This is a genomic window from Candidatus Binatota bacterium (genome assembly GCA_012960245.1).
In the GTDB taxonomy this organism is placed as follows: Bacteria; Desulfobacterota; Binatia; order UBA1149; family UBA1149; genus UBA1149.
Genome location: DUBO01000028.1, coordinates 1 through 22,383, shown reverse-complemented (window position 1 = coordinate 22,383; position 22,383 = coordinate 1). Strand labels below are relative to the sequence as shown.

Below are 22,383 nucleotides of genomic sequence, written 5' to 3'. Positions count from 1 at the left end.
ACCGTGAACATAGCCAAGATCGCTATCGAGAAGAGCCGCATCACCACAGTTGCGCTTGTGCTGACCGTGTTCGCCGGGATTTCGACTTACAACAGTATGCCCCGCGCCGAGGATCCTGGGTTCACCATCCGGACGGCCGTGGTGACCGCTTATTTTCCCGGGGCCAGCCCCGACCGCGTCGAGCAACTCGTCACCGACAAGATAGAGGAAAAGATACAGCGCATCCCCGAACTCGACCAGGTCCGCAGCGTGTCCAAGAACGGTGTGTCCATCGTGTACGTCGACATACGAGACGAGTTCGACAACATCCGACCCATCTGGGACAACCTGCGCCGCAAGATGGAAGAAGCCGCGCGCGACCTGCCCAGCAACGTGCACGGCCCCTACGTCAACGACGAGTACGGCGACGTGTACGGGGTGATCCTCACCCTGACCGGTGAGGGATTCGACTACGCCAGGCTCAAGGATGTTGCCGACGAGGTCCGCGACGAACTTCTGTTCGTCAACGACGTGGCCAAGGTCGACGTCGTGGGCATACAGGACGAGAGGGTTTTCGTCGAGTTCTCCAACGCCAGGCTCGCTCGCTACGGCCTTTCGCCGAGCCAGCTCCAGGACATACTTAAAAAACAGAACATCGTCCTGTCGGGGGGAGAGATATACAACCGCTTCGAGGCCATCACACTGGAGCCCACGGGCAACTTTGATACCGTCGACGACATCCGCCGCGCGGTGGTGCAGCTGCCCGACTCCGATGGCCTGGTCACTCTCGAAGACCTGGCTGACATTTACAGAAGCTACATCGACCCTCCCCAGCGCTTGATGCGTTCGAACGGGGTGCCGAGCCTGGGGCTGGCGGTTTCCATGAGCGACGGTGGCAACGTCATCACGATGGGCGAAGACATCACCCGGCTCGTCGATCGGCTTGCCCCCCAGTACCCGGTAGGGCTGGAAATATCCGTCGCACAATTTCAGCCCGAGGCGGTCTCGCAAAAAGTTTCGGCGTTCCAGGTCAACCTGCTCCAGTCGGTGGCCGTGGTTACCCTGGTCATGCTGATCACCCTTGGCTTGCGTAGCGGCCTGATCGTCGCCTCGCTGGTACCGATGGCAATGGTATCGGCCATCGCCGTCATGGGCCTCCTGGGAATCGGCCTGGACCAGATGTCGCTCGCAGCGCTCATCATCGCGCTCGGGATGCTGGTCGACAACGCCATCGTGATGTCCGAGAGCACGATGACGCAGATGAGCGCGGGCAAACCCGCCCGCCAGGCTGCGATAGACGCGGCCGGCGAATTGACGATCCCGCTGCTTACCTCGTCTCTCACGACGGCCGCAGCCTTCTTACCCATATTCATAACGCCCAACTCTACGGGTGAGTACACCGGGCCAATTTTTTCGGTCGTGACGATCACCTTGCTGTGTTCGTGGATACTGGCACTGACCATGGTGCCGATGTTGTGCACGCTTTTCCTTAAGGTGAAGGTCAGCGACAAACCCGAGAGCTTCGATTCCAGGCTCTACAAGACATACCGCGGCCTGCTCTTGCCGGCATTGCGCCGTCCGCTGGCCATCGTCGCTGGCGCCGTGTTGCTACTGGTCGTCTCCCTGCGCGCGTTTTCGCTGGTGCCTGTAATTTTCTTCCCCCCCAACGACAGGCCGACTTTTACCCTCGACCTGGAGATGCCCGTCGGTTCGCCCATCGAAAGGACCATCGAGGTGGCTGATGCCATGGACGAGTACATCCGGACGGAACTGGTCGCGGGCGAAGACCGACAGGAAGGAATCTCCAGCTGGACCGCCTATCTCGGCGAGCCACCACCCCGCTTCATACTCACCTATGCGCCCCCGGACCGCGGGGCCGAGATCGGAGTTTACCTCTTGAACGCGACCAGCCGGCCGGAAGTCGACCGGCTGATGGAGGTCATGGGGACGCACATCGAAAAGACTTTCCCCGACGTGAAGGCCGTCCTGCGTCCGCTCGCGCTCGGACCGCCGGCCTGGCCGCCGGTAGAAATACGGATCGCGGGGTCCGACAAGACCAGGATTTTTGAAATAGTCGACATGGTGAAGGACAAGCTCCGGTCCATCCCGGGCACGTACAACATCGACGATGACTGGGGAGCGGAAACCAAAAAACTGGTCGTCGACATTGACCAGGCACGGGCCTCGCGCGCGCACGTAAGCTCCCAGGACATAGCAGTGTCGCTGCAGACCTACCTGACGGGACTCGAAACGACGGAGTTCCGGGAGGACGACAATTTAATCCCCGTAACGCTGAGGGCCAAGGCCCTGGATCGCAACGACATGGGCAACCTCGAGGGCATCAATGTCTACTCGCAGTCGACCGGGGTGTCGGTACCGCTCAAACAGGTCGCCGACGTTCGAGTCGCCTGGCAGTCAGCACAGATCCAGCGCCGGGACCGCCGAAAAACCGTGGCGGTAGAATCCGGGGTAAGCGGTGGAATTACCGCCCATGACGTGAACACCCAGCTACGACCCTGGCTTGAAGAAATCTCAGCGCAGTGGCCGGTCGGGTACTCCTGGGAATTTGGTGGTGAAGAAGAAAGCTCGAGCAAGGCCAACGCTGCGCTCGTATCGACCCTGCCGCTCGCGGGCATGTTCATCGTGTTGCTCCTGGTCATGCAGTTCAACTCGATCCGCAAACCGTTGATCATACTGATGACCATTCCGCTGGGCATAATCGGAGTAGTTGTCGGCCTGCTTGTAGCCCGCTCTTACTTCGGGTTCATGACGTTTCTCGGAATAATATCGTTGTCGGGCATAGTCATAAACAACGCTATCGTCCTGCTCGATCGAATACAGACCGAGCTCGACGAGTTCGGCAGGGAGCCGCAGGCAGCGGTGATAGAGGCCGCGCAACGGCGACTGCGGCCGATCCTGCTCACGACCACCACCACGGTGACCGGACTTCTACCGCTGTATCTTGGCGGCGGGCCGATGTGGGAACCGCTGGCGATCTCTATCATGGCGGGGCTGATATTCGCCACCATGCTCACGCTGTGTATCGTGCCCGTCCTGTACGCGCTTTTTTTCAACGTGAACTTCACCGACTACACCCACGACTGACCCCCCGGCAGCCCTGCCCTGCCCTGCCTGGATCGGCGCGCCCTGAGGCCGCTCGCAACCAGGCTTAGCACTCAGCCCCCGGCAGGCGCCAACCTTTCTTTACAGCCGCGGCGGCCACCCCCTTTTCAGGCTGTTTTTCTGCTCTTTCACGCTGGCACGGCTGTTGCTGAACCAGGCTGTCCGCGGGGAGAAAAACAGGCCATGAAAACCATAGATATCACCGACCGAAACGCGTTCGGCAGGATCATCGACGAGTTACGAGTCAACGCCGTGGTCGTGCAGCTGGCACCGGTATACGTGCTCATCGCCGCCCCGACCAGCCAGGGAGTCGGCCATCTCGACAGGCTCAAAATACGACTACCCAACAAGACCTACAGCGCGACGATAGGCGACCTCTCGCGCTTCTGGCAGAGCCTGGACCACGACAGGCTCCCCGATGGATTCCACTTGCCCGAAGCCATCTCGGACATGTCCGACGTCATCCTGCGATTCCCCTTCGCCGCCCCCGGCTTCCAATCCTCCACCGTCCGCGATGGCAGCCACCAGGCCCTGATGCTCAACGGCATACACCGCGAAATGGTAAAGGAAATTGAAGCTGCCTTTGATCACAGCGCGGAGCCCGGGATGTGGGCCGGCAAGCACTTCGCGGCGCCGCTTGCCACCAGTTGCAACATCAGTGGAGATCCACTGGGCTCTATTGTCGACGAGCAACGGGCTCTCGAGTTCGCCAACAGTCGCGGTGTAGGATTGTTGGTCACCAGCGAAGCGACAAAGGGCGAGTGCGGATCCTACCCCATTCTCGAGCTAGCCCACGAGGGAGTCTCGGTACGCCGCGAGGGCCCCGGCCTGTCGCGGCTGCTGCGCCACGTCCGCCACGCTATAACCATCGACCGTTACGCGGCCCAGGTCGGGGCGCCGTGGGGAAAGACCGCGGGGCCTGTAATACCGCCCCATTTCCGCCCCTACATTCAACGCCAGAACACCTGTATAAGTCACGGGTAAGGCGTTCCTGGAGCAGGCTACGTGTCGTGACCGGGAAGCCGCCGTGTATCTTTGATGGTCGCACTATCAGCATGGTCCACCCGCTTGAATTCCATTGGGAGGAGCCGACTCGCCAGCGGCTGGACCTTCCGGTGGGGGGCTGTCTTCGCCCTGGCCACCTGTGTACTTCTGCCGGCCATCCCGGCGGGAGCGGTACCCGACACCGTGCTCTACGACGGCGAACCCGGGGGCTCACCTCTCCCCTCGGCCAGCTGCGTTGAATACGCCTCCGAGACGACCGCCGAATCCTACAGCGGCCTGCAGAGCCTTCTCCTCGAGCCCTCGCCCTGGCACAGGCCCAAGCTGATCCTGTACTGCGACAGTGGCGGACGTCGCAACCTCAGCGGCTACGACGCGATCGACTTCTACACGCGGGCAGCCGACCCGCTGGACCCGGTCCAGGGACAGACCTTGTACCTGACCAAGTGGGACCAGGCCTCGAACGAAATCGCGATCGCAGACTACATCGAGGGAGGAGTCCTGGACGGCACCTGGAGGAAGGTGACCATTCCCATCGCCGACCTCCAGACCCAGGCCTGGGACCTTTCGGACGTGGAGATGTTTCACTGGAGCGTTGATGCGCAGTACCGGCAGACCTACGTCGACGACATCGCCGCCCGCGACACGACCCCGGTGGAGGTCAGCGAGGTCATTGTCGAAAGCAACCGCTACACGCGCCTTCGTTTCTCCGAGCGTTACAACACCGCCGACGCCGGTGACCCGGCCCGCTACACGCTCCTGAGTTCCAGCGACCCCGCCTACGCTTCGCCGCGTACGCCGGTCGACGCGGGCCTGGAGTGGCGTACCGTTGACTTCGCAGGCGGCGTGCCCAGCGGAGTGAGCGGGGCGCCGGTAGTGATTTATGACGTGACCCTCCAGTGGCCCGAGGATCTACTGGAAGGCCACGCTTACCAGATCGATGTCGACGGCATCAGGGACGAGGCCGGCAACTCGATGATTCCCTCCACCCTGCCACTTGGCTTCGACCCGGAAGCACCAAACCCCAACGTAAAAATAGACCAGGTCGGCTACCGCCCCAATGACCCCAAGGTCGGCTTCGTGGGCGGTTACCTCGGCGACCTCGGCGGCGGTATCTGGGTGGTCGGCGAATCCGGCATGGTCGCTCGGTGGCACCCACGCGACGGGTGGACTGTTGAATCGGTGGGTACCGAAAATCTACGGGGAGTCGCCATCCGTCACGCGTCTGATGCCTGGGTCGTCGGAGACGGTGGCAGCGTTCGTCGTTTCGACGGGGCCGCGTGGCAGGAGATCACGGTCCCCGCGACCGTCGATCTCAACGATATATCGTTCACCGATACCCTCGAAGGCTGGATCGTCGGCGATGGTGGCCTCATCCTTCACCGCTCGGCGGCGGGCGAATCATGGCAAGTCGTCGCGTCCGGAACCTCGCAGAACCTCGCGGCCGTTTTCGCCATCAACGACTCGAACGCCCTGGCCGTTGGTGACGCGGGCACCCTTCTTGACTGGGACGGGTCGAGTTGGACCGAGACGGTGGGCGTGACTTCGGCTGATCTTCTCGACGTCGGTGGCTTCCCCTACTCGGTCGCCTGGGCTATCGGCCGCGGCGGAGCCTTCTTTGAACGCAAGTACGGGCAGTGGCAGGAGCGTGTCTCTCCGCAGCCCGTCGATCTATGGAAAATAACGGGCGACCCGCACGGCGGAGCGGTCGCCGTGGGTGACAACGGCACCATCGTTCGCCGCTCGGGATCCGGCTACGACGTGCTCACCCTCGACCCCAGCCCGGGCGTCGATGCCCTGTCGGCCATCGCCTTCCTCGACAACCGGCGCGGAATGGCGCTGGGGCCGGCGGGCCTGGCCTACGTCTACGACTCAAACGCAGGCGGCTGGTCAAGCCAGGCAGCCCCGCTGCCGGGCGCGGTACTCGATGCCATGGCCTTACCTTACGGGCCGCTGCGCACCGACGCGTCGTCTGCCGATATCGTCGACACAGACACCGACTCAGTGGTCCTGACCGTGCCCATCGAGCTGCACGCCGCGAACTGGCACCTCTCGGGCGAAGACGTCTACGGCTTTGATTTCTCCGCCCTCGTGATTCCCGGAACCTACGTGGCCAGGGTGGAAGGCTTCGGAACAAGCGACCCCTTCGTTGTCGCCGATGACGTCTACGACCCGGTCGTGCAAACGACCGGGCGTGCGCTTTACCACCAGCGTTGCGGAACCGATCTCGTCGGCACTACCCACCCGCACGACGCGTGTCACGTCGCGCCGGCTCAATACCACGCCAGCGTCGCGGCCAGTGCCCTCTACGCCGGGGAAACCGTCGGTGGCCAACGCGACGTCAGCGGCGGCTGGCACGACGCCGGCGACTACAACAAGTACATTCCAACCGGGGCCACGGCCCTGTGGTACCTGCTGGCCGCCTTCGACCTCGGCAACTGCGATGGCCCGACCCACGCCGACGACTGGGGTCTCCCCGAAAGCGGCAACGGGGTGCCCGATCTCCTCGACGAAGCGCGCTGGGAACTCGACTGGCTCGTCCGCCTCCAGGAGGCCGACGGCGGCTTCCCCAACAAGGTGACTACCTCCTGCTGGGTTGGCGGCATGCCCGAAACGAGCACCGAGACACAGTACATCCTCGAGAAAACCACCCACGACACGGCCAGCGCAGCTGCCGTCCTGGCCATGGCGAGCCGGATCTTTTCCGCCTGGGACGGTGATCTCGCCGAGACCTATCTCGAGGCCGCCCGCAGCGCGTGGACCTTTCTCGTCGCTAACCCGTCCGCGGAGCCGGCCGCGGGATTCGTCAACCCGTCGGGTGTCTGTACCGGCTCTTACCAGGACCCCCTGGGCGATGACGACGAACGCGCGTGGGCCGCGGCCGAACTGTTCCGGACCACGGGAGAAGTCTCGTTCCGAGACGCTTTCGCGACCTACTGGGCAATGCACCCTCCCCTGTGGGGATGGAATACCTGGCAACACCATCAGCGCGAGGCTAGCTGGGCCTACGCCAACAGCCCGCACGCGTCGGTCGACGAAACCAGTCGCGAGGAGATTCGCCAGGCCTTCGTCACCGAGGCCGACGTGCTTGTCTCACGAACCGAGTCCAGTCCCTACCGCAGCGGTAGCCGTCTCGACGTTCCGGTGTGGATAGCCTGGGGTTCGTTCGCGCACTCCACCGACTACGCCTTCCAGTTGCTGCAGGCGTATAGTCTCACCGAGGACCCGGTATACCGCGACAGCGCCGCCCGTAACCTGCACGTACAGCTGGGCGCCAACCCGCTCTCGCTCAGTTTCATCACGGGGACCGGCGCGCGTTCGCCACGGGACCCACTGCAGAAGCCGTCGATGTACGACGGCATCGAGGAACCCGTACCGGGTATACCGGTCTTCGGAACGATGACCGTGCTGAGCAACGCCAATCCTTACGACCAGGCCGTGCAGGCCGACGAAAACTCCTACCCGTGGGCAAACGGGGAGCGCGACCCCTACCCGCCCCTGCGCCGTTACGTTGACAGCAACGAACTGGTCTCCTACAGCGAGTTCACCGTACTCGAACTAGCGCGAACCGTCGGTGCGCTGGCGGTGGCCAGCCGCGACCCGTCGGGTTGCACCGGTACAAGTGGCCCCTGCTCGGCAATCAACAAACCGCGCATCATCGTCGCGCGCCTCGACAGGCCCTCCGGCGAGCAGAAGATCAAGCTCGGCGGTACCTTCACCAGGCCTTACCCCTTCATACCCGAACTCGACCCTGCTGCTGACGGCGTACGCGTCTTCCTGCGCGACGCGGCCGGCGACGACGTCGTGTCGGCCACCATTCCGGCAGGCCTTTTCGACCCCGCTACGAAGGAAGGATGGAAGACCAACAGTAAGGGCACGTCGGCAAAATGGAGCGGCAGTTCCCTGGCGAGCGGAATCAACCGTGTCGTGCTTCGCTGGGGGCGATCCAGTGACCCGGGGCAGATTAAATTCAAAATAGTAGGCCGGCAGGCCGCGGCCACGCTGTACCCGCAGTCGCTACCTTTAACGGTGGAAATTCGCCTCGACACCGAAATCGAGCCCTCGGCTCACTGTGGCGACGCCGACTTCAGCACGGCTGGCCACGAGTGCGTTCTCAAGGCGCGCCTGGCCAAGTGCCGCTAGAAAACCGCGCGCTGCGGGTTCCAGCAGGGGTAGTCGCCCGGCCGGGGATTGGGGTTGCGGGAGTCGGTGCAACCGCCAAAGGGCCGGGTCAACTGCTCGCCAGCCGTATCGGCATCCTGGGCGAGAGCGCCATGGCTGCGGACCCAGAGCTCTACGCTCACGTCGGCCGCCTGCCCCGGTTGTAGACCGTTACCGATAAAAATATACCCTGGCGCATTGTGCGCCCCGGCCGGAAGCACGGTGTTCAAGCTCAGCTTCCCCCTCCTACCGACCAACGCATTCCCGGCCCATAGTATGCTGACTTCGCCATCAGCATGGGTGAGGTGCAACCAGAACGTGTAGACCGCCGGGGGAAGATCCCTGGTCTTCAGTTTCAGCGCCAGGGAGTCGTCACGACGGACGAGCCTGGCTCTCGAGCCACCGACCTCATCGGTTTCATCCAGGGTAGTATTGGGCACCATCTCCGGTACCTGGAAGGTCTCCAGCTTCACGTTCGTGACCTTTGCGGCGCTACCATCATCATCGCCATCATCATGGGCCCACGAGGAGGTCGAAAGACCTATCAACGCCAGCGAAGCGAGTACCAATGCGAGTCTCATCGTTTTGATTTTCATACTTCTCATTTCTCCATCCTGCCCCCCCCCCGATACTGCAGGGAGCCGGAGACCTGGTTACGAGGCGCGTCAAAACACCCCGGGGCCAACGCCACCCAGCTTGTCGTGGCGGCGTGTTCTACTATCGATGTCTTCGATATAATCGAAGTCTTCAGCCATGACCAGATCCCTGGTCTGCTGAATTCGTTTTCGTATTCCTTCTTTAAGCTAACTAAAAAACGACGCGCCCTGGCATCGCCACGGTATCGTCCCAGCGCTTGCCACTGCCCGTTAGTCGGCGCGGGTGAGCCAGTAGATGTCGTGCTCGTCGATGCGTAGTTTCCATTCGCGGGGAACGAACAGCGTGGTGTTCGATGCCTCGATGACCGCCAGGCCCTCGATCTCGTTGCCCGGCACAAGTGACTCCATGCGCCATATGTCGGCGTCGTTCCACTCGCCACCCTGGAACACGGGCCGGGTAAACTTGAAGGCTTCCTTGCTGGGTTTCTTGTCAGCCAGCTCATGGCGCCGCAGTCGCGGCTTAACGGTGGCCACCTTGGCAGTGACACAGACCTCGGTGATCAGGTAGCTGCCCGCGTCGGGCTTTGCTGCCAGCGTAAACATCTTCGTGTACAGGTCCTCGAAAGCAGTTATGAGCTGGCCGAGATCGTCGAGGTTCTCGAGCGTGGCCACCGGCGAGTCGACCTCCACATCCTCGAGCTGACCAAAGTAGCGCACGTAGGCCACCTGGTTGAGAGTGATCTGGTCGCGGTCAAATCCCTCTTCCTGCAGCTCTTCGAGCAGTTCGGTCTCGAGATCGCGCCAGGCCTGCGCCACCGGCGCCACGTAGGCAAGCCGCGTTGCATCGTCGAGTTCGGGCGTGAGCAGGGCCTGCACGCTTTTATGGCGTCGGTGCGAGTAGTCCATGCAGGCGCCGCCCCAGGCCGAGAACCCGCCTGCGTGCGGTACGGTTGCCACCGCCTTCCACGGGTGATCACCGGCGTAGCCGAGCAGGTGCATGGGGCCACCGCCGCCGTAGCCCAGCAACACGTACTCCCTCAAGTCGTGCCCGACCATAAGGCTGCGCACCAGGTGCTCGCGCATCATCACGTTGAGCAGCTCGAGACAGGTCTCGGCGGCCACGTATACGTCCATGCCCAGGGGGTCGGCTACCTTCTCCTTGAAGGTGTCGTAAGACACCTGCTTGTTTACCGACAGCTTGCCGCCCAGGTAGTTGTCCTCGTTGAGTATGCCCAGCAACAGGTTGACGTCGTTGATGGTCGGCGTGGTGTTGCCGGCCTCCAGGAAGGCTGGCCCCGGTGTACCGCCGGCCGAGTCGGGGCCGAGCTTGATGCGATTGGTCTGCGGATCGAGCCGTATGTAGGTGCCCGTACCCGCGCCTATGGAGGTGATGCCGAGCATGGGCACGTTGACGTACATGTCCTGGAAACCGGGCTCGCGGTCGATGGGCAGAACGCCTGCGGTGATGGCACCGGCGTCAAACGACGTGCCACCCACGTCGGAGCACACTATGTTGTCCTCGCCTATCACGCTCGACAGGTACTTGGCCCCCATCAGTCCGCCTACCGGGCCAGACATGGCGGCTTCAAAAAGGCGCGGGTAGCGTATGTTGGTGATGCCGCCATAGCCGAGCACGGTCTTCAGGCTGTGTTCGTAGCCCACGCCCTTCATTTCTTCTTCAATGCGCAGCAGCTGCTTGCGCGCCGGATCGCTCGCGTAGGCCTGCACCACGGTGGCGTTGGCGCGCGACACCTCGCGGGTGGTGGGGGCCACCTGGCTCGACAGTTCGAGCACCACCTCGCGGCCGGTTTCTTTCATGACCTCGCGGGCGATCTCGGCTGCGCGCCGTTCGTGGGTGGCATTGTTGAACGACTGCAGAAACACGATGGCGATGGCTTCTACCTGCTCGTCTACCAGCAGCTCGCGTATGCCCTGCTCGACCTCGTGCTCGTACATGGGGATGACTACCTGCCCGAACATGTCCACGCGCTCGGTCACTCCACGGGCCAGGCTGCGCGGCACCAGCGGCGTGCGGTGCTTGCGGTACTGCATGTGGGTGATCTCGGTCCACTGGGCGTTGATAAAAGTCTGCGAACCGCGGCCCTGGGCGATGATGTCTTCAAACCCACGGGTGACGAGCAGACCGGTGCGGTAGCCGCTCATGTTGATCACCGTGTTGAGCATCGAGGTGCCGGTGTAGATGGCGGTCTCGACCTGGGCACCGAACTGCGCGCCCTGCTCGCGGTCGATACCCATGAACTCCAGGGCTTCCCAGAAGGACTCCATGTAGCCGATGCTCTCGTCCTGCGGCGAAGTGGGCGCCTTGCCTATGACACTGCGGCCTTCCTCATCGACGATGATGACATCGGTCATCGTGCCGCCCGCGTCGCAGGCTACAACATAACGTGACATTCTTGGTGGTCTCCTTCCTGTTGGGCGCCGGCGGAGCGAAACTGCCCCCGTGCCGGCCGCGCGGGCGGATTATCGGTGGCCGCGACTCATATTGCAACACGTTCTAGCCGTGGCACGCGGCTTTGCGCGGCTGTTTTACCGTCAGCCACGGCCCAACAGGCGGCGGAACAGACGGACTATGGCGGCCGCCAGGGTGCGCAGCAGCAGGGGCAGCACGCGTATGGCGTTGTCGGCCGGTGCCGGCGCTGTTGTTCCTGGAGAAATCGCCAGGGAAGCCGGCGCGCTGGAAGTCCCGGCTCCGGAAGATGCCGCGCCAGCCTCGAGCTCGGCTTTGAGCTTGCGCACGAACTGCTTGAACAGCTGGTCCGACACGCCCTGTATCATACGCCCGCCCACCTGCATCAGCCGACCGGTTATATCCACCGCCGCGAACACGGTGACGGCGGTTGTGCCGTTGTCGCCCGCGGTCACGGTGGCGGTCATGGTTGCGCGGGCCGTACCACCGCCGGTCTCTCTACCCTCGGCCAGCATCTCGAGCAGGCCCGCTGCCTGGTCGGCCTTCTGCATGCACACGCTGCCCTTGTAAGCGGCCGAAACGGCGCCCACCTTTATGCGAACCGAACCGCGAAAGTTCTTGTCGTCGATGACCTCGTCGAGTGTGGCACCGGGCATGCACGGAGCCACGCGATGCGGGTCCATGACAAACGCCCACACCTGCTCGGCGGGCGCGTTAACTTCAAACTGCTGCTTGATCTCTATTGCCATCGTTTTCCTTTGCGGGTAGTAGCGCCGACCAGTTAGCCCATGCGCGGCTCTTTTTTCAAGTTACCCGTTTTCAAGTCGCCCGCGTCGATCATATCGGCCAGCGCGGCGAGGTAATCATCGTGGCTGTCGATGTCAGGGGGCGGCGGGCCTTCGAGCTCGAGCTCGAGCAACAGCGATGGATCGGCAGCAAACAACTCGCGCGCGCCCTGCTCGCCCGAAAGCGCGGCTACCGACGGCCACAGCGATCGCCCGAGCAGCACGGGATGGCCGGGTACTCGCTGGCCGGGTACGGGATCACCCTCGCCACCGGTGTAGACCGGTCGCGCGGCTTCGCGGTCGCCGGCCGACCAGGCGGCTATCACCCGCTCGACCAGCTCGTGGCCCAGCGTGGGTTGATCGCCCAGCAGCACCGCGGCCGCCTCGCTCGTGGGCGAACAGGCCGCCAGGCCCGCTTGCAGCGACGAGGCCACGCCGCGGGCGTAGTCCCGGTTGCGGGCTATCGTGATCCGCGCGTCGTCCATCTGCTCAAGCAGCGCGGCCACGCGCTCGGCCTCGCGACCCAGCACGACCACCAGCTCGCAGAACTCAACCCGCAACAACTCGGCCGTCACCGCCTCTATCAGCGTGACCTCGCCCCAGGGCAGCAGCGGCTTGCACTCGCCCATGCGCGAGGAAGCACCGGCGGCCAGCAGTACGCCGCTCACAAGTCGCCCGTGGGTCACGACAGTGCCCGGCCGTGACGCGCGGCCACCAGCTCGGCGAGTACGGCCACGGCTATCTCGGCGGGCTCGCGGCCACCCAGGTCGAGCCCCACTGGCCCGTGAATGCTGTCGAGCTGTTCTTCTGCGACCCCGCGCGAGGCCAGCTCACGACGACGACGGGCCTGGGTGGCACGACTGCCCAGCGCGCCCACGTAGCGTATGTCTGCGGCGAGCGCGGCTTCGAGCGCCGGCATGTCAAACTTCTCGTCGTGGCTCAGAGTAACAACGCTGGCCGTAACGGGCAGATCCTCTCGCTTGAAAACCGCCTGCGGCCACTCGCACAACAGTGCCCGCGCATCTAGAAAACGATCAGGGCGAGCGAAAGCCGCGCGCGGGTCTATGACCGTCACCGCAAAGCCGGTGGCCGAGGCCATGCGACACAGCTGCGCCGCGGTGTCGGTGGCGCCAACGATGTACAGTGGCTCGTCGGGCTCCAGCTGCTCGAAAAATACCTCGTCAGAGTCTCGCAATTGCCCTGCCGTGAGCGCTCCCAGGCTGCCTTGCATAACGCCCGCCCTGTTTTCGTCGTGGTCGATACACAGCCTTCCCGACCCCGGCGGCAAGGCTGTCACCAGGGAGCAGGCACGCCCCGCGGCGAGCTCGGCCAGCGCCAGGTCCAGCGCCGGTTCATCGCCAGCCAGCACTTCGACCAGCACGCTTATACTGCCGCAGGAAGTTGCCTCGGGGCCTCGCTCGACACCCGGCCGGCTGTCGACACTCGTGGCCAGCTCGTAGTCGAGCAGTTTCGCAGCCTCTCCACTGGCGATCATGTCCAGGGCCACGCGCGCGAGGTCCGACTCGACGCAGCCCCCGCTCACCGATCCCTCGACGCTGCCGTCATCGGACACCAGCATGCGCGCCCCGCTACGGCGCGGTGCCGAGCCCTGCACCGCCACCAGCGTGGCCACGGCGACGCGTCGGCCCTGTTGGCGCCAGCCATTGAGCGTATCGGCCAGCTCGCGCAAGCGTCGTATTCCTCTCGCCCGACCCGACCCTTCAGGCGGCGTCGAGTACCTCGGCGGCCACCAGCTCTTCGAGGTAGCGCGTGTCCCACCAGGCCAATTGCATCTGCTTGGCGCGGCGGAAGAACAACTGGATATCGTACTCTATGGTGAAACCCATACCGCCGTGGACCTGGACCATCATGGCAGTGGCATCGCGGTAGGTGTTGCAGGCAAAGAGCTTGGCCATGGGCGCGAGCCTGGCAGTCGACAGTCCCTGGTCGCGGGTCCACGCGGCCTCGTAAGCCAGCGTGCGACCGCCTGAGATCAGGGTCGTTGCGTCGGCCATGTAGTGTGACAGCGCCTGGAAAGCGCCCAGCGGTTTGCCGAACTGCTCGCGATCGAGCGAGTACTGCACGGTTATCTCCAGCCCGCGCTCGGCCCCGCCCATGGCCTGGGCCGCCTGCAACACGATGCCGTTGAGCATGGCTGTATTCCACGCAGCCCAGCCCGAACCAGCGGCGCCAACGCGCGAGGAGGCGTCGACCTGCACGCCGTCAAAGGTCAGCAGGTACTGACAGTCCGACGCCATCGACAACTGCTGCTCCATCTGGAGGCCCTCGGTGCGGGCATCGACGATAAATATATCTACATCCTCGTCGCCGTCGCCGCTGCGGGCCAGCACAAGCAGAGCGTCGGCCTCACGCGCAAAATGCACGTGGAGTTTTTCGCCCTCGAGCACGAAGCCGCCACCGTCCGGACGGGCGCGCATCTGCACGCCGCGCGGACCGCAGCCGTTGCCCGGCTCCAACCACGCGGGCACCACGATCTTTTCGCCCGAAGCTATGCCAGGAAGCCACTCGTCCTTCTGCTCCGTGCTGCCCGCGGCGGCCAGCACGCCACCAGCCATCACGCAGCTGTCAAAATGCGGAGAAGCGGCCAACGCACGCCCTAATTCCTCGTACACCACCACCGCGTCCATAAGTCCCATACCCGCGCCCCAGGGCTCGGGCAGGGTGAGGCCGGTGATACCCAGCTCGGCCAGCTTGCCCCAGAACTCGTCGGTGTAGCCCTTGGCGTCATCCTCGAGGGCGCGCACGACTTCGATCGTGGAGTGCTCGGCGCAAAGCGAGCGCAAGGTGTCGCGCAGCATCTGTTGTTCTTCGCTGAAATCCAGGTCCATGTGTTCTTCCTCTTCTCTCGTCTACCGCGTGGCTCTCGGCCGACGCCTTCAGGCAACGGCCCCGCTGTCAAACAACTCGTCCAGGGCCTCGGCTCCCAGGCCGGCAGCGCCCAGCAGCTCGCGCGTATGGGTGACCTCGGGGTCGGGCAGCTGCACGCGGTCATCGCCCCGTTGCTGACCGGCCAGGAGCGGGGTTACCTGCCGCAGGCGACCCTCGACAGGATGCTCGGCCGTGCCAAAAACCCCGCGCGCCGCGAACTGCGGGTCATCTACCAGTTCGTCTATCGAGTACACGGGCGTCACGCAGGTGTCGGCGTCGAGCAGCAGGTCGAGCCAGTGTTGCCGATCCTCGCCGGCAAACACTCGCGCGAGCTCTGCGCGCAGCTCTTCCTGGGCGTCGTCGTCGTACTGGCGCTGCGCGAGCTTGTCGAGCCCGAGTGCACGGCAAAGGTTGGCCCAGAAGGCAGCCTCGATGGCGCCCACCGCAAGCCAAGCGCCGTCGCGGGCCTGGTAGCAGTCGTAGCAGGCGTAGCGACCGGTGAGCACGTTGCTGCCCGGGCCCGGCTCGGCGCCAGTGGCCAGGTGCTCGTCTACGTGCAGGGCCATGAGCGCCAGCACGCCGTCGGCCACCGACACGTCCAGGTACTCGCCCTGTCCCGTGCGCGCGCGCCGCAGCAGCGCCGCCAGTATGGCCACCGCCGCCTGCATGCCACCGGCGGCGCTGTCGGCTACCGTGGCCCCGGGCGTCGGCGGTCCTCCGTCGGCCCGCCGGGTGGAGCAGTGCAGAAATCCACCCACGGCAAGATAGTTGAGATCGTGGCCGGCGCGTTGCGAGGCCGGGCCCTGTTGGCCGTAGCCGCTCGTTGAGCAGTAGACCAGGCCGGGGTTGCCGGCCGACAGGTCTGCGTAACCGATGCCAAGGCGATCAACGACGCCGGGACGAAAACTCTCGATCACGACGTCGGCCTTACAAGCGAGCGCCGCGAAGGCGTCGCGACCGCTGGGGTCCTTGAAGTCGAACAGCGCGCGGCGGTAACCGCGGCCGGCCGAGTAGCTGTGAAACGGAGGGCGGATCTGCACGCCCTCGTGGCGCGGCACGGGGCCGATCTTGACCACATCGGCGCCGTAGTCGGCCAGTATGCGACTGCACCTGGCCGCCGGCCCCACGCTCGACAGGTCGAGCACGGTGGTGCCCTTGAGCATGGGCACAGCGGGAGTTGACGCGTTGTCTGTCATGGCTGGCAACGGTGTCGGCTCAGAAGTTGCGCGGCAACCCCAGCTTGCGACGCGCGATGATGTTCTTCTGAATCTCCGAGGCGCCGCCGCCTATGGTCTCGACCACGGTGCAACGATAAGTGCCCTCGAAGCGGGAACGCAGCGGCGCGCTGTCGGTACCCTCCTTGAGCTGGGCCTCGCCGCCTATTACGTCGAGGGCCGTATTGGCCACGCGCTGCGACAGGTTGGTGCCGTAGAGCTTGTATTCCGATGCCTCGCAGGTGGGCGGCTTGCCACCCTTCAGCGACGCGGCCACGAACTTGTAGCCCAGGCAGCGGGCCACCTCGGTCTCGGTCACGGTGTTGGCGATGGTGCTGCGTACGACCGGGTCGTCGCGCAGCGCGCGCCCGTCGCGCTGAGTGTCGCGCACCCAGTTGCACAGCAGGCGGGTGCGTTCCTCTATGGGCGAGAAGGTAAACATAGTGAAGCGCTCCAGGTCGAGCGCCTCGCTTATGTACTGAAAACCCTTGCCCGGCTCGCCGACCATGTAGTCGTTGTGCACGCGCACGTTGTCGAAGAACACCTCGTTGGTGGTGTCCTTGCCTATGGTGGGCGTACTCAGGATCTGCATGCCCTCGCTGCGCATGGGGGCGAGAAACAGGCTGATGCCGTTGTGCTTGGAAGCGTCGGGGTCGGTGCGGGCACCGAACCAGTACCAGTCGGCAAAGTGGGCGGAGGTGGTCCAGATTTTCTGGCCGTTCATCACCCACCAGTCGCCGTCGCGCTCGGCCTTCAACTGCATGTTGGCCGCGTCGCTACCGGCCTGGGGCTCGCTGTAGCCAACGGCAAACTCGACCTCGGCGCTGAGAATCTTCGGCAGGAATTCGCTCTTGAGCTTATCGCTACCGTGGCGAATGAGCGTCTTACCGATGATGCCCACGCCCTTGCCGATCTGCGGGGCGCCCACGCGCGCAAGCGCCTCGTTGAGTATGTACTCGTAGACACCCTCCATTTCCTGGCCGCCGTACTCCCGGGGCCAGGTCATGCCCATCCAGCCCTGGGCGGCGAGCTTCTTCATGAACGCGCGGCGCTCGGGCGTGTCGGCCAACTGGGTGAAGTTCTCGCGGGTGGGATCCATGACCTCGGGGTCGTGGTTGTCGGCCAGCCACTGCTCAACTTCCTGCTGAAAAGCCTGCTCGGCCTGGGAAAACTCGAAATTCAAGGCTACCTCCGCTGCCCGGCCGCTGCCCGGCGAAACGGGCGCGATGGCTCACGGGCAAGCAAAGAGAAGTAGCACGCCACCCCCCTCAAGTGAAACGTGTTCTACTCCAGCCGGAAGGGGGATACGCTCCTTTGCCATCAAAGAAACGTAGCGAGCTTCTTGACTGGTGTGGGGAGGCAGGACAGTCAGGGGGATGGCCGACGCAGTAAAGTTCAACCCGGAAACACGGTTACTCATCGATGGCGAGCTGGTAGAGGCCGCCTCGGGGCGTAGCTACGACAACATCAACCCGGCCACCGAAGAGGTCCTGGGCCAGGCTGCCGACGGCGACAGCGAGGACGCTGAACGCGCCGTCGCGGCTGCGCGCCGGGCCTTCGACGACGGGCAGTGGGCCGGCGACCGGCAACTGCGCAAACGCTGCCTGGAACAGCTGCGCGAAGCGCTCGAGGCAGAGAAAGAGCCGCTGCGCTGGCAGACCGTGGCCGAGGCCGGCAGCCCGCTGCAGCTCACCTGGGCCGTGCAGTGCGACACGGTGATCGAGCAGGCCAGGTGGCCCATCGCGCTCATCGACGGCTTCGAGTGGGAGCGCGACCTGGGAATATCCGACTTCATGGGAATGAAGAGCCGCCGAACCGTCGTGCGCGAGCCCATCGGCGTGGTCGCCGCCATAACACCTTGGAACTACCCGCTGCAGGTCAACATGGCCAAGATCCTGCCGGCACTGGCGGCGGGCAACACGGTGGTGCTCAAGCCCGCGCCCGATACCCCGTGGAACGCCACCTGGCTCGGACGCCTGGCGGCCGAGCACACCGACATGCCCCCGGGCGTATTCAACGTGGTGACCGCGAGCGATCCAGCCGAGGTGGGCGAGTTCCTCACCGCCGACCCACGCGTGGACATGGTAAGCTTCACCGGCTCGACGGCCGTGGGCCGCCACATCATGGCCCGCTCGGCGGACACGGTTAAAAAGGTATTCCTCGAGCTGGGCGGCAAGTCGGCGCACATAGTCCTCGACGACACCGACCTTGAGGCTACTATGCCGTTCGCTGCCTTCAGCTTTGCCCACGCGGCCCAGGGCTGCGCAATGACCATGCGCTGGCTCATTCCCCGCGACCGCTACGATCAAGCGGTCGAACTTGCGGCCACGGCCGTCGAGGGCGTGGCCTGGGGAGACCCCACCGACCCCTCCAACCTGATGGGCCCGCTCATCAATGCTCGCCAGCGGGAGCGCGTGCTGGGCTACATCGAAAAGGGCAAGGCCGAGGGCGCGCGCCTTGTCACCGGCGGCGGACGCGGGCCGCACGAAAAGGGCTACTACGTTGAACCGACGCTGTTTGCCGACGTCGATAACTCCATGACCATAGCCCGCGAAGAAATATTCGGGCCGGTACTCACCCTGCTGCCCTTTGACGACGACGACGACGCCGTGCGCATAGCCAACGACTCTGACTACGGGCTGTCGGGCGGCGTAAGCTCGGCATCGCTCGAGCGCGCCGAGAGCGTGGCCCGTCGTCTTCGCACCGGCACCGTGGGCGTAAACGGAGGCATGTGGTTCGCGCCCGACTCGCCCTTCGGCGGCTACCGCCAGAGCGGGATAGGACGCGAGATGGGGCTGGAGGGTTTCTCGGAGTACCTGGAGACCAAGACGCTGGGATTCCCCGCTTGAGCGAAGCAGGCAGTCACAGCACCCCGCGCTCACTTGCCGGCAAAACCGCCCTGGTCACAGGTGCCTCGCGCGGCCTGGGCCTGGCCATCACCGAGGCGCTGGTCGAACGCGGCGTATGCGTAGCAATGCTCGCCCGCGCTGGCGACAGCGACCCCGACGATGCCACCAACAAAACCGGCAAGCTGGCGGAAGAAGCCGCGCGCCTGGGCGAGCGGGCCAGGGCTATACAGGCCGACGTGGCCGACCCCGACTCGGTTCGAAGCGCGTTCGCCGAAGCCGCCGATCTGTTTGACGGCCGCCTGGACATACTGGTCATCAACGCCGGCGTGGCCGAACTCGCGCGCGTGGAAGACCTCGCCGACCACGAGTTGACCGCGCAGCTGGACACCAACCTGCTGGGCGCAATGTACTGCTGCCGCGAGGCCGTGCCACTGCTGCGCGCGGCCAAAGGTGGCCAGGTGGTGATGATCTCTTCGACGACAGTGAACGACCCCTACCCGTGGATGGCGGTGTACGCCGCTACCAAGGCGGCGCTTGAAAACTATGCCGTCTCGCTCAGGCGCGAACTGGCCGAACAGGGCACACGGGTAACGGTGCTGCGCTGCGGACCGGCCTGGACCAACTTCAACGCCAGCTGGGATCCCGAACGCGCCCAGGTGGCCTACCAGGAGTGGGAAGCCGGCGGCTACCCGGGCTGGGCAGGCGCCATGGACCCGGCGGTAGTGGGGCTTACCGTGGCACGCACGCTTGAACTGCCCGAGCAGGCCTGCGCCGAGCTGCTGGAGATCGATCCGACGGCCGCCGCCCCCACCGAACCCGCCAGCAGAACCTAAAAACTGCGCGGCAGGCCAAGCGCCCGCGTGGCTATTATGTTTTTCTGTATCTCCGAGGTGCCGCCGCCTATGGTGTCGACCACCGTGTAGCGATAGCTGCGCTCGAAGCGTCCGTCCTGGGGTGTGTGGCGCTGCCCTACCCGCAACTGGCCGGCAACGCCCGCGAGGTCGAGCGCGGTGTCGGCCACGCGCTGCCCCGCTTCGTTCATGAACAGCTTGTACTGCGACGACTCGACGGTGGGCACGGTGTCGCCAAGGGCCGCGGCAAGCACGCGCTTCTGTAACGCTCGCGCCACCTGCAGGTCGGTCGCCACGAGAGCCAGTTGCCTGCGTGCCCTGGGATCTTCTGCGAGCGGGCGGCCCTCGCGAGTGGCCTCGCGGGCCCAGGCAAACAAGGCGGCCGCCTTGGTCTCGAGCGGGCCCATGGGCATCATGGCAAAACGCTCCAGGTCCAACGCCTCGCATATATAGGTCCAGCCGCGGTTGAGTTCGCCCACCACGCAGTCGTCGTCCACGCGCACCTTGTCGAAGAACACCTGGTTGGTACGCTCGTCGCCCATGGTCATTATGGGCGTCACCTCCAGGCCCGGGCTGTCCATGGGAATGAGGAACAGCGTTATGCCGCGATGCCTCGGCGCGTCGGGGTCGGTACGTGCGCCCAGCCAGTACCAGTCGGCAAAGTGGGCCGAGGTGGTCCACATCTTGGTGCCGTTGAGCAGCCAGTGGTCGCCGTCGCGCTCGGCGCGCAGCTGCATGTTGGCCGCGTCGCTGCCGGCCTCGGGCTCGCTGTAGCCCACCGCGAACTCGATCTCGCCGCGGATGATCTGCGGCAGGAAACGCTTTTTCATCTCGTCGCTGCCGTTGCGGATGATGGTCTTGCCCACCATGCCCACGCCCTTGCCCGGCTGCGGCAGGCCGCGCCGCGCCAGCGCCTCGGTGAGTATGAAATCGTAGATGCCCGACAACGCCGCACCGCCGTACTCGACCGGCCACGACATGCCCAGCCAGCCGCGCTCGGCCAGCGCGGCAATGAACTCGCGCTTGGCCGCGCTGTCGACCGTCTGCGAGAGCTGCTCGGGGTGACGGTCGCTCACCGCCGCGCGGCGCGCGGGATCGGACAGGTACTCGTCGAGGAACTGCTCAACCTCGGCCGCGAAGGCCAGTTCTTTTTCACCGTGCGCGAAGTTCATGTCGCTTAAGAACGATCAGTCCCGTCCCTCAGTCCCTGGCCGGGAACACGTCGCCCTGCTTACCGTCGACGTCGGCCCAGCCTTCGCCCACCGGCACCAGGAAACGGATGTGCAACACCCTCGAGTCAAACTTCCACGCGCCGTCCTCGCGTACGTAGCTGTCGTCGTACCAGCCCGAGCCTATCATGCTCTGGTCACCCATGGTCGCCCTGAGATCGAGGTAGCAGTTGCCCGTGGCGTGGTCACCGTCGAGTTCGACCACGTGGTTGTGCACGTAGGGGTAGAGACCGATGCCGGTAAGCATGTCACCGTAGTCGCGCTTGAGATTCTCGCGGCCGACTATGGGCCGGCCGTCGCCTATGTCCATGCTGCCCTGCTCGGCGAACAGCTCGACAATACTTTTGCCGTCGCCGTTCCACACGCAGTGCGCGTAGCGGCGCGGCAGGTCGCGTATGGCCTCGAGGTCGGCCAGCCGTCTAACGGTCGCTTCGAGATTGCTGTTGTTGCTCATTGATCGTCGCTCCTTGTTTTGTTCCCGGCCCGCGGCTGAACCGCGCCGTCGCGCTCCAGCTCGGCTATATCAGCCGCGCTCAAGCCCAGCAGTTCGCCCAGCACGTAATCGTTGTGCTCGGCCACGGCGGCCCCGGCCACACCGCTGGCCGCGGGCGTGTCACCCAGGCCCAGCGGCAACGCGCAGGCCGTCACCGTGCCGAGAGTAAGGTGTTCCACCAGCTCAAAGAAGCCCCGAGCGTGTAGCTGTGGGTCGTGGTGGTACTGGTCATCGACGTTCTGCACGGGGGCGGCGGCGACACCGGCGGCCTGCAACTGCTCGCTGGCCTCGAGCGGGCTACGTTCTGCCGTCCAATCGCTGATGCCCTCGTTGATTTCGTTGGCGCGCTCCAAGCGGCCGTCGGCGTGGACGAGCCCGGCGTCGGCCAGCCAGGCCGAGCGTCCAAGCACACGGCAAAGCCCGGCCCACTGGCCGTCGTCCTGCACCGACAGCGCGAGCCAGCGATCTTCACCCGAGCAGCGGTACACGCCCTCGGGGCAGGCGGAGGCCGGCTGCTGGGATGGTGTTGCCCCCGCAGACGACCCGGCCAGCGCGTCCACCAGTAACTCGCCCGCAAGCCCGGCCGTGCACTCGAACTGTGACAGGTCGACGTACTGTCCCCGTCCTGTCTGCCGGCGGTACTCCAGCGCCGACATGACGGCGAACAGTCCGTGCAGCGCCGTCATGGGGTCGGGAAACGCATACTGGTCCATGGTGCACTCGCGCTCTGCAAAGCCCGACGCAGCCGCCATGCCCGACAGCGCCATGATGTTGGGCCCCCAGC

16 protein-coding genes are annotated in these 22,383 nt (G+C 64.8%); 5 read left to right on the top strand and 11 right to left on the bottom strand.

Features of this window, described 5'->3' with window-relative positions:
• Positions 1 to 3: 3 nt before the first annotated feature.
• The 3 genes from EYQ35_04805 (at position 4) to EYQ35_04795 (ending at position 8,247) form a co-directional block, all read left to right on the top strand.
• Positions 4 to 3,084 carry an efflux RND transporter permease subunit gene (locus EYQ35_04805; GenBank protein ID HIF63463.1) on the top strand — a complete coding sequence of 1,027 codons (3,081 nt, stop codon included), beginning with the start codon at positions 4 to 6 and terminating at the stop codon, positions 3,082 to 3,084.
• Positions 3,085 to 3,285: 201 nt separating this feature from the next.
• Positions 3,286 to 4,086 carry a hypothetical protein gene (locus EYQ35_04800; protein HIF63462.1) on the top strand — a complete coding sequence of 267 codons (801 nt, stop codon included), beginning with the start codon at positions 3,286 to 3,288 and terminating at the stop codon, positions 4,084 to 4,086.
• Positions 4,087 to 4,140: 54 nt separating this feature from the next.
• Positions 4,141 to 8,247 (top strand): hypothetical protein, encoded by a 4,107-nt coding sequence (locus EYQ35_04795; GenBank protein HIF63461.1) that lies wholly within the window; start codon positions 4,141 to 4,143, stop codon positions 8,245 to 8,247.
• Here EYQ35_04795 and EYQ35_04790 read toward each other — a convergent pair.
• The 8 genes from EYQ35_04790 to EYQ35_04755 form a co-directional block, all read right to left on the bottom strand.
• A complete protein-coding gene (locus EYQ35_04790; GenBank protein ID HIF63460.1) occupies positions 8,244 to 8,861 on the bottom strand; it encodes a hypothetical protein in 618 nt (205 codons plus the stop codon). The two genes, EYQ35_04795 and EYQ35_04790, sit on opposite strands and share 4 nt — an antisense overlap.
• 270 nt (positions 8,862 to 9,131) lie before the next feature.
• Entirely contained in the window at positions 9,132 to 11,273 is a 2,142-nt protein-coding gene (locus tag EYQ35_04785) for a hydantoinase/oxoprolinase family protein (GenBank protein ID HIF63459.1), read from the bottom strand.
• 141 nt (positions 11,274 to 11,414) lie between these two features.
• Positions 11,415 to 12,038, bottom strand: coding sequence for a carbon monoxide dehydrogenase (locus EYQ35_04780; protein HIF63458.1), 624 nt, complete (start codon positions 12,036 to 12,038; stop codon positions 11,415 to 11,417).
• A 32-nt stretch (positions 12,039 to 12,070) separates the two neighbouring features.
• Positions 12,071 to 12,742 carry a nucleotidyltransferase family protein gene (locus tag EYQ35_04775; GenBank protein ID HIF63457.1) on the bottom strand — a complete coding sequence of 224 codons (672 nt, stop codon included), beginning with the start codon at positions 12,740 to 12,742 and terminating at the stop codon, positions 12,071 to 12,073.
• 14 nt (positions 12,743 to 12,756) lie between these two features.
• Positions 12,757 to 13,764 carry an XdhC/CoxI family protein gene (locus EYQ35_04770; protein ID HIF63456.1) on the bottom strand — a complete coding sequence of 336 codons (1,008 nt, stop codon included), beginning with the start codon at positions 13,762 to 13,764 and terminating at the stop codon, positions 12,757 to 12,759.
• 31 nt (positions 13,765 to 13,795) lie between these two features.
• On the bottom strand, positions 13,796 to 14,923 hold the full coding sequence (locus tag EYQ35_04765; protein HIF63455.1) for an acyl-CoA dehydrogenase: 1,128 nt from the start codon (positions 14,921 to 14,923) through the stop codon (positions 13,796 to 13,798).
• Positions 14,924 to 14,971: 48 nt separating this feature from the next.
• Positions 14,972 to 16,126 (bottom strand): CoA transferase, encoded by a 1,155-nt coding sequence (locus EYQ35_04760; protein HIF63454.1) that lies wholly within the window; start codon positions 16,124 to 16,126, stop codon positions 14,972 to 14,974.
• A gap of 52 nt (positions 16,127 to 16,178) precedes the next feature.
• Positions 16,179 to 17,360, bottom strand: coding sequence for an acyl-CoA dehydrogenase (locus EYQ35_04755; protein ID HIF63453.1), 1,182 nt, complete (start codon positions 17,358 to 17,360; stop codon positions 16,179 to 16,181).
• 193 nt (positions 17,361 to 17,553) lie between these two features.
• On the opposite strand from EYQ35_04755, the gene EYQ35_04750 reads away from it, so the two are divergent.
• A complete protein-coding gene (locus tag EYQ35_04750; GenBank protein ID HIF63452.1) occupies positions 17,554 to 19,026 on the top strand; it encodes an aldehyde dehydrogenase family protein in 1,473 nt (490 codons plus the stop codon).
• Complete coding sequence (locus tag EYQ35_04745) at positions 18,909 to 19,859, top strand: SDR family oxidoreductase (protein ID HIF63451.1); 951 nt, start codon at positions 18,909 to 18,911, stop codon at positions 19,857 to 19,859. Before EYQ35_04750 ends, EYQ35_04745 begins: the two co-directional genes overlap by 118 nt.
• Here EYQ35_04745 and EYQ35_04740 read toward each other — a convergent pair.
• From EYQ35_04740 to EYQ35_04730, 3 genes are all read right to left on the bottom strand, one after another.
• Positions 19,856 to 21,049: an acyl-CoA dehydrogenase gene (locus EYQ35_04740; protein ID HIF63450.1), complete on the bottom strand. Its 1,194-nt coding sequence runs from the start codon at positions 21,047 to 21,049 to the stop codon at positions 19,856 to 19,858. The genes EYQ35_04745 and EYQ35_04740 overlap by 4 nt on opposite strands.
• A 28-nt stretch (positions 21,050 to 21,077) precedes the next feature.
• Positions 21,078 to 21,560 (bottom strand): nuclear transport factor 2 family protein, encoded by a 483-nt coding sequence (locus tag EYQ35_04735; GenBank protein ID HIF63449.1) that lies wholly within the window; start codon positions 21,558 to 21,560, stop codon positions 21,078 to 21,080.
• Positions 21,557 to 22,383 (bottom strand): hypothetical protein (locus tag EYQ35_04730; GenBank protein HIF63448.1); only part of this gene is annotated, 827 nt, incomplete at its 5' end. The genes EYQ35_04735 and EYQ35_04730, both read right to left, overlap by 4 nt.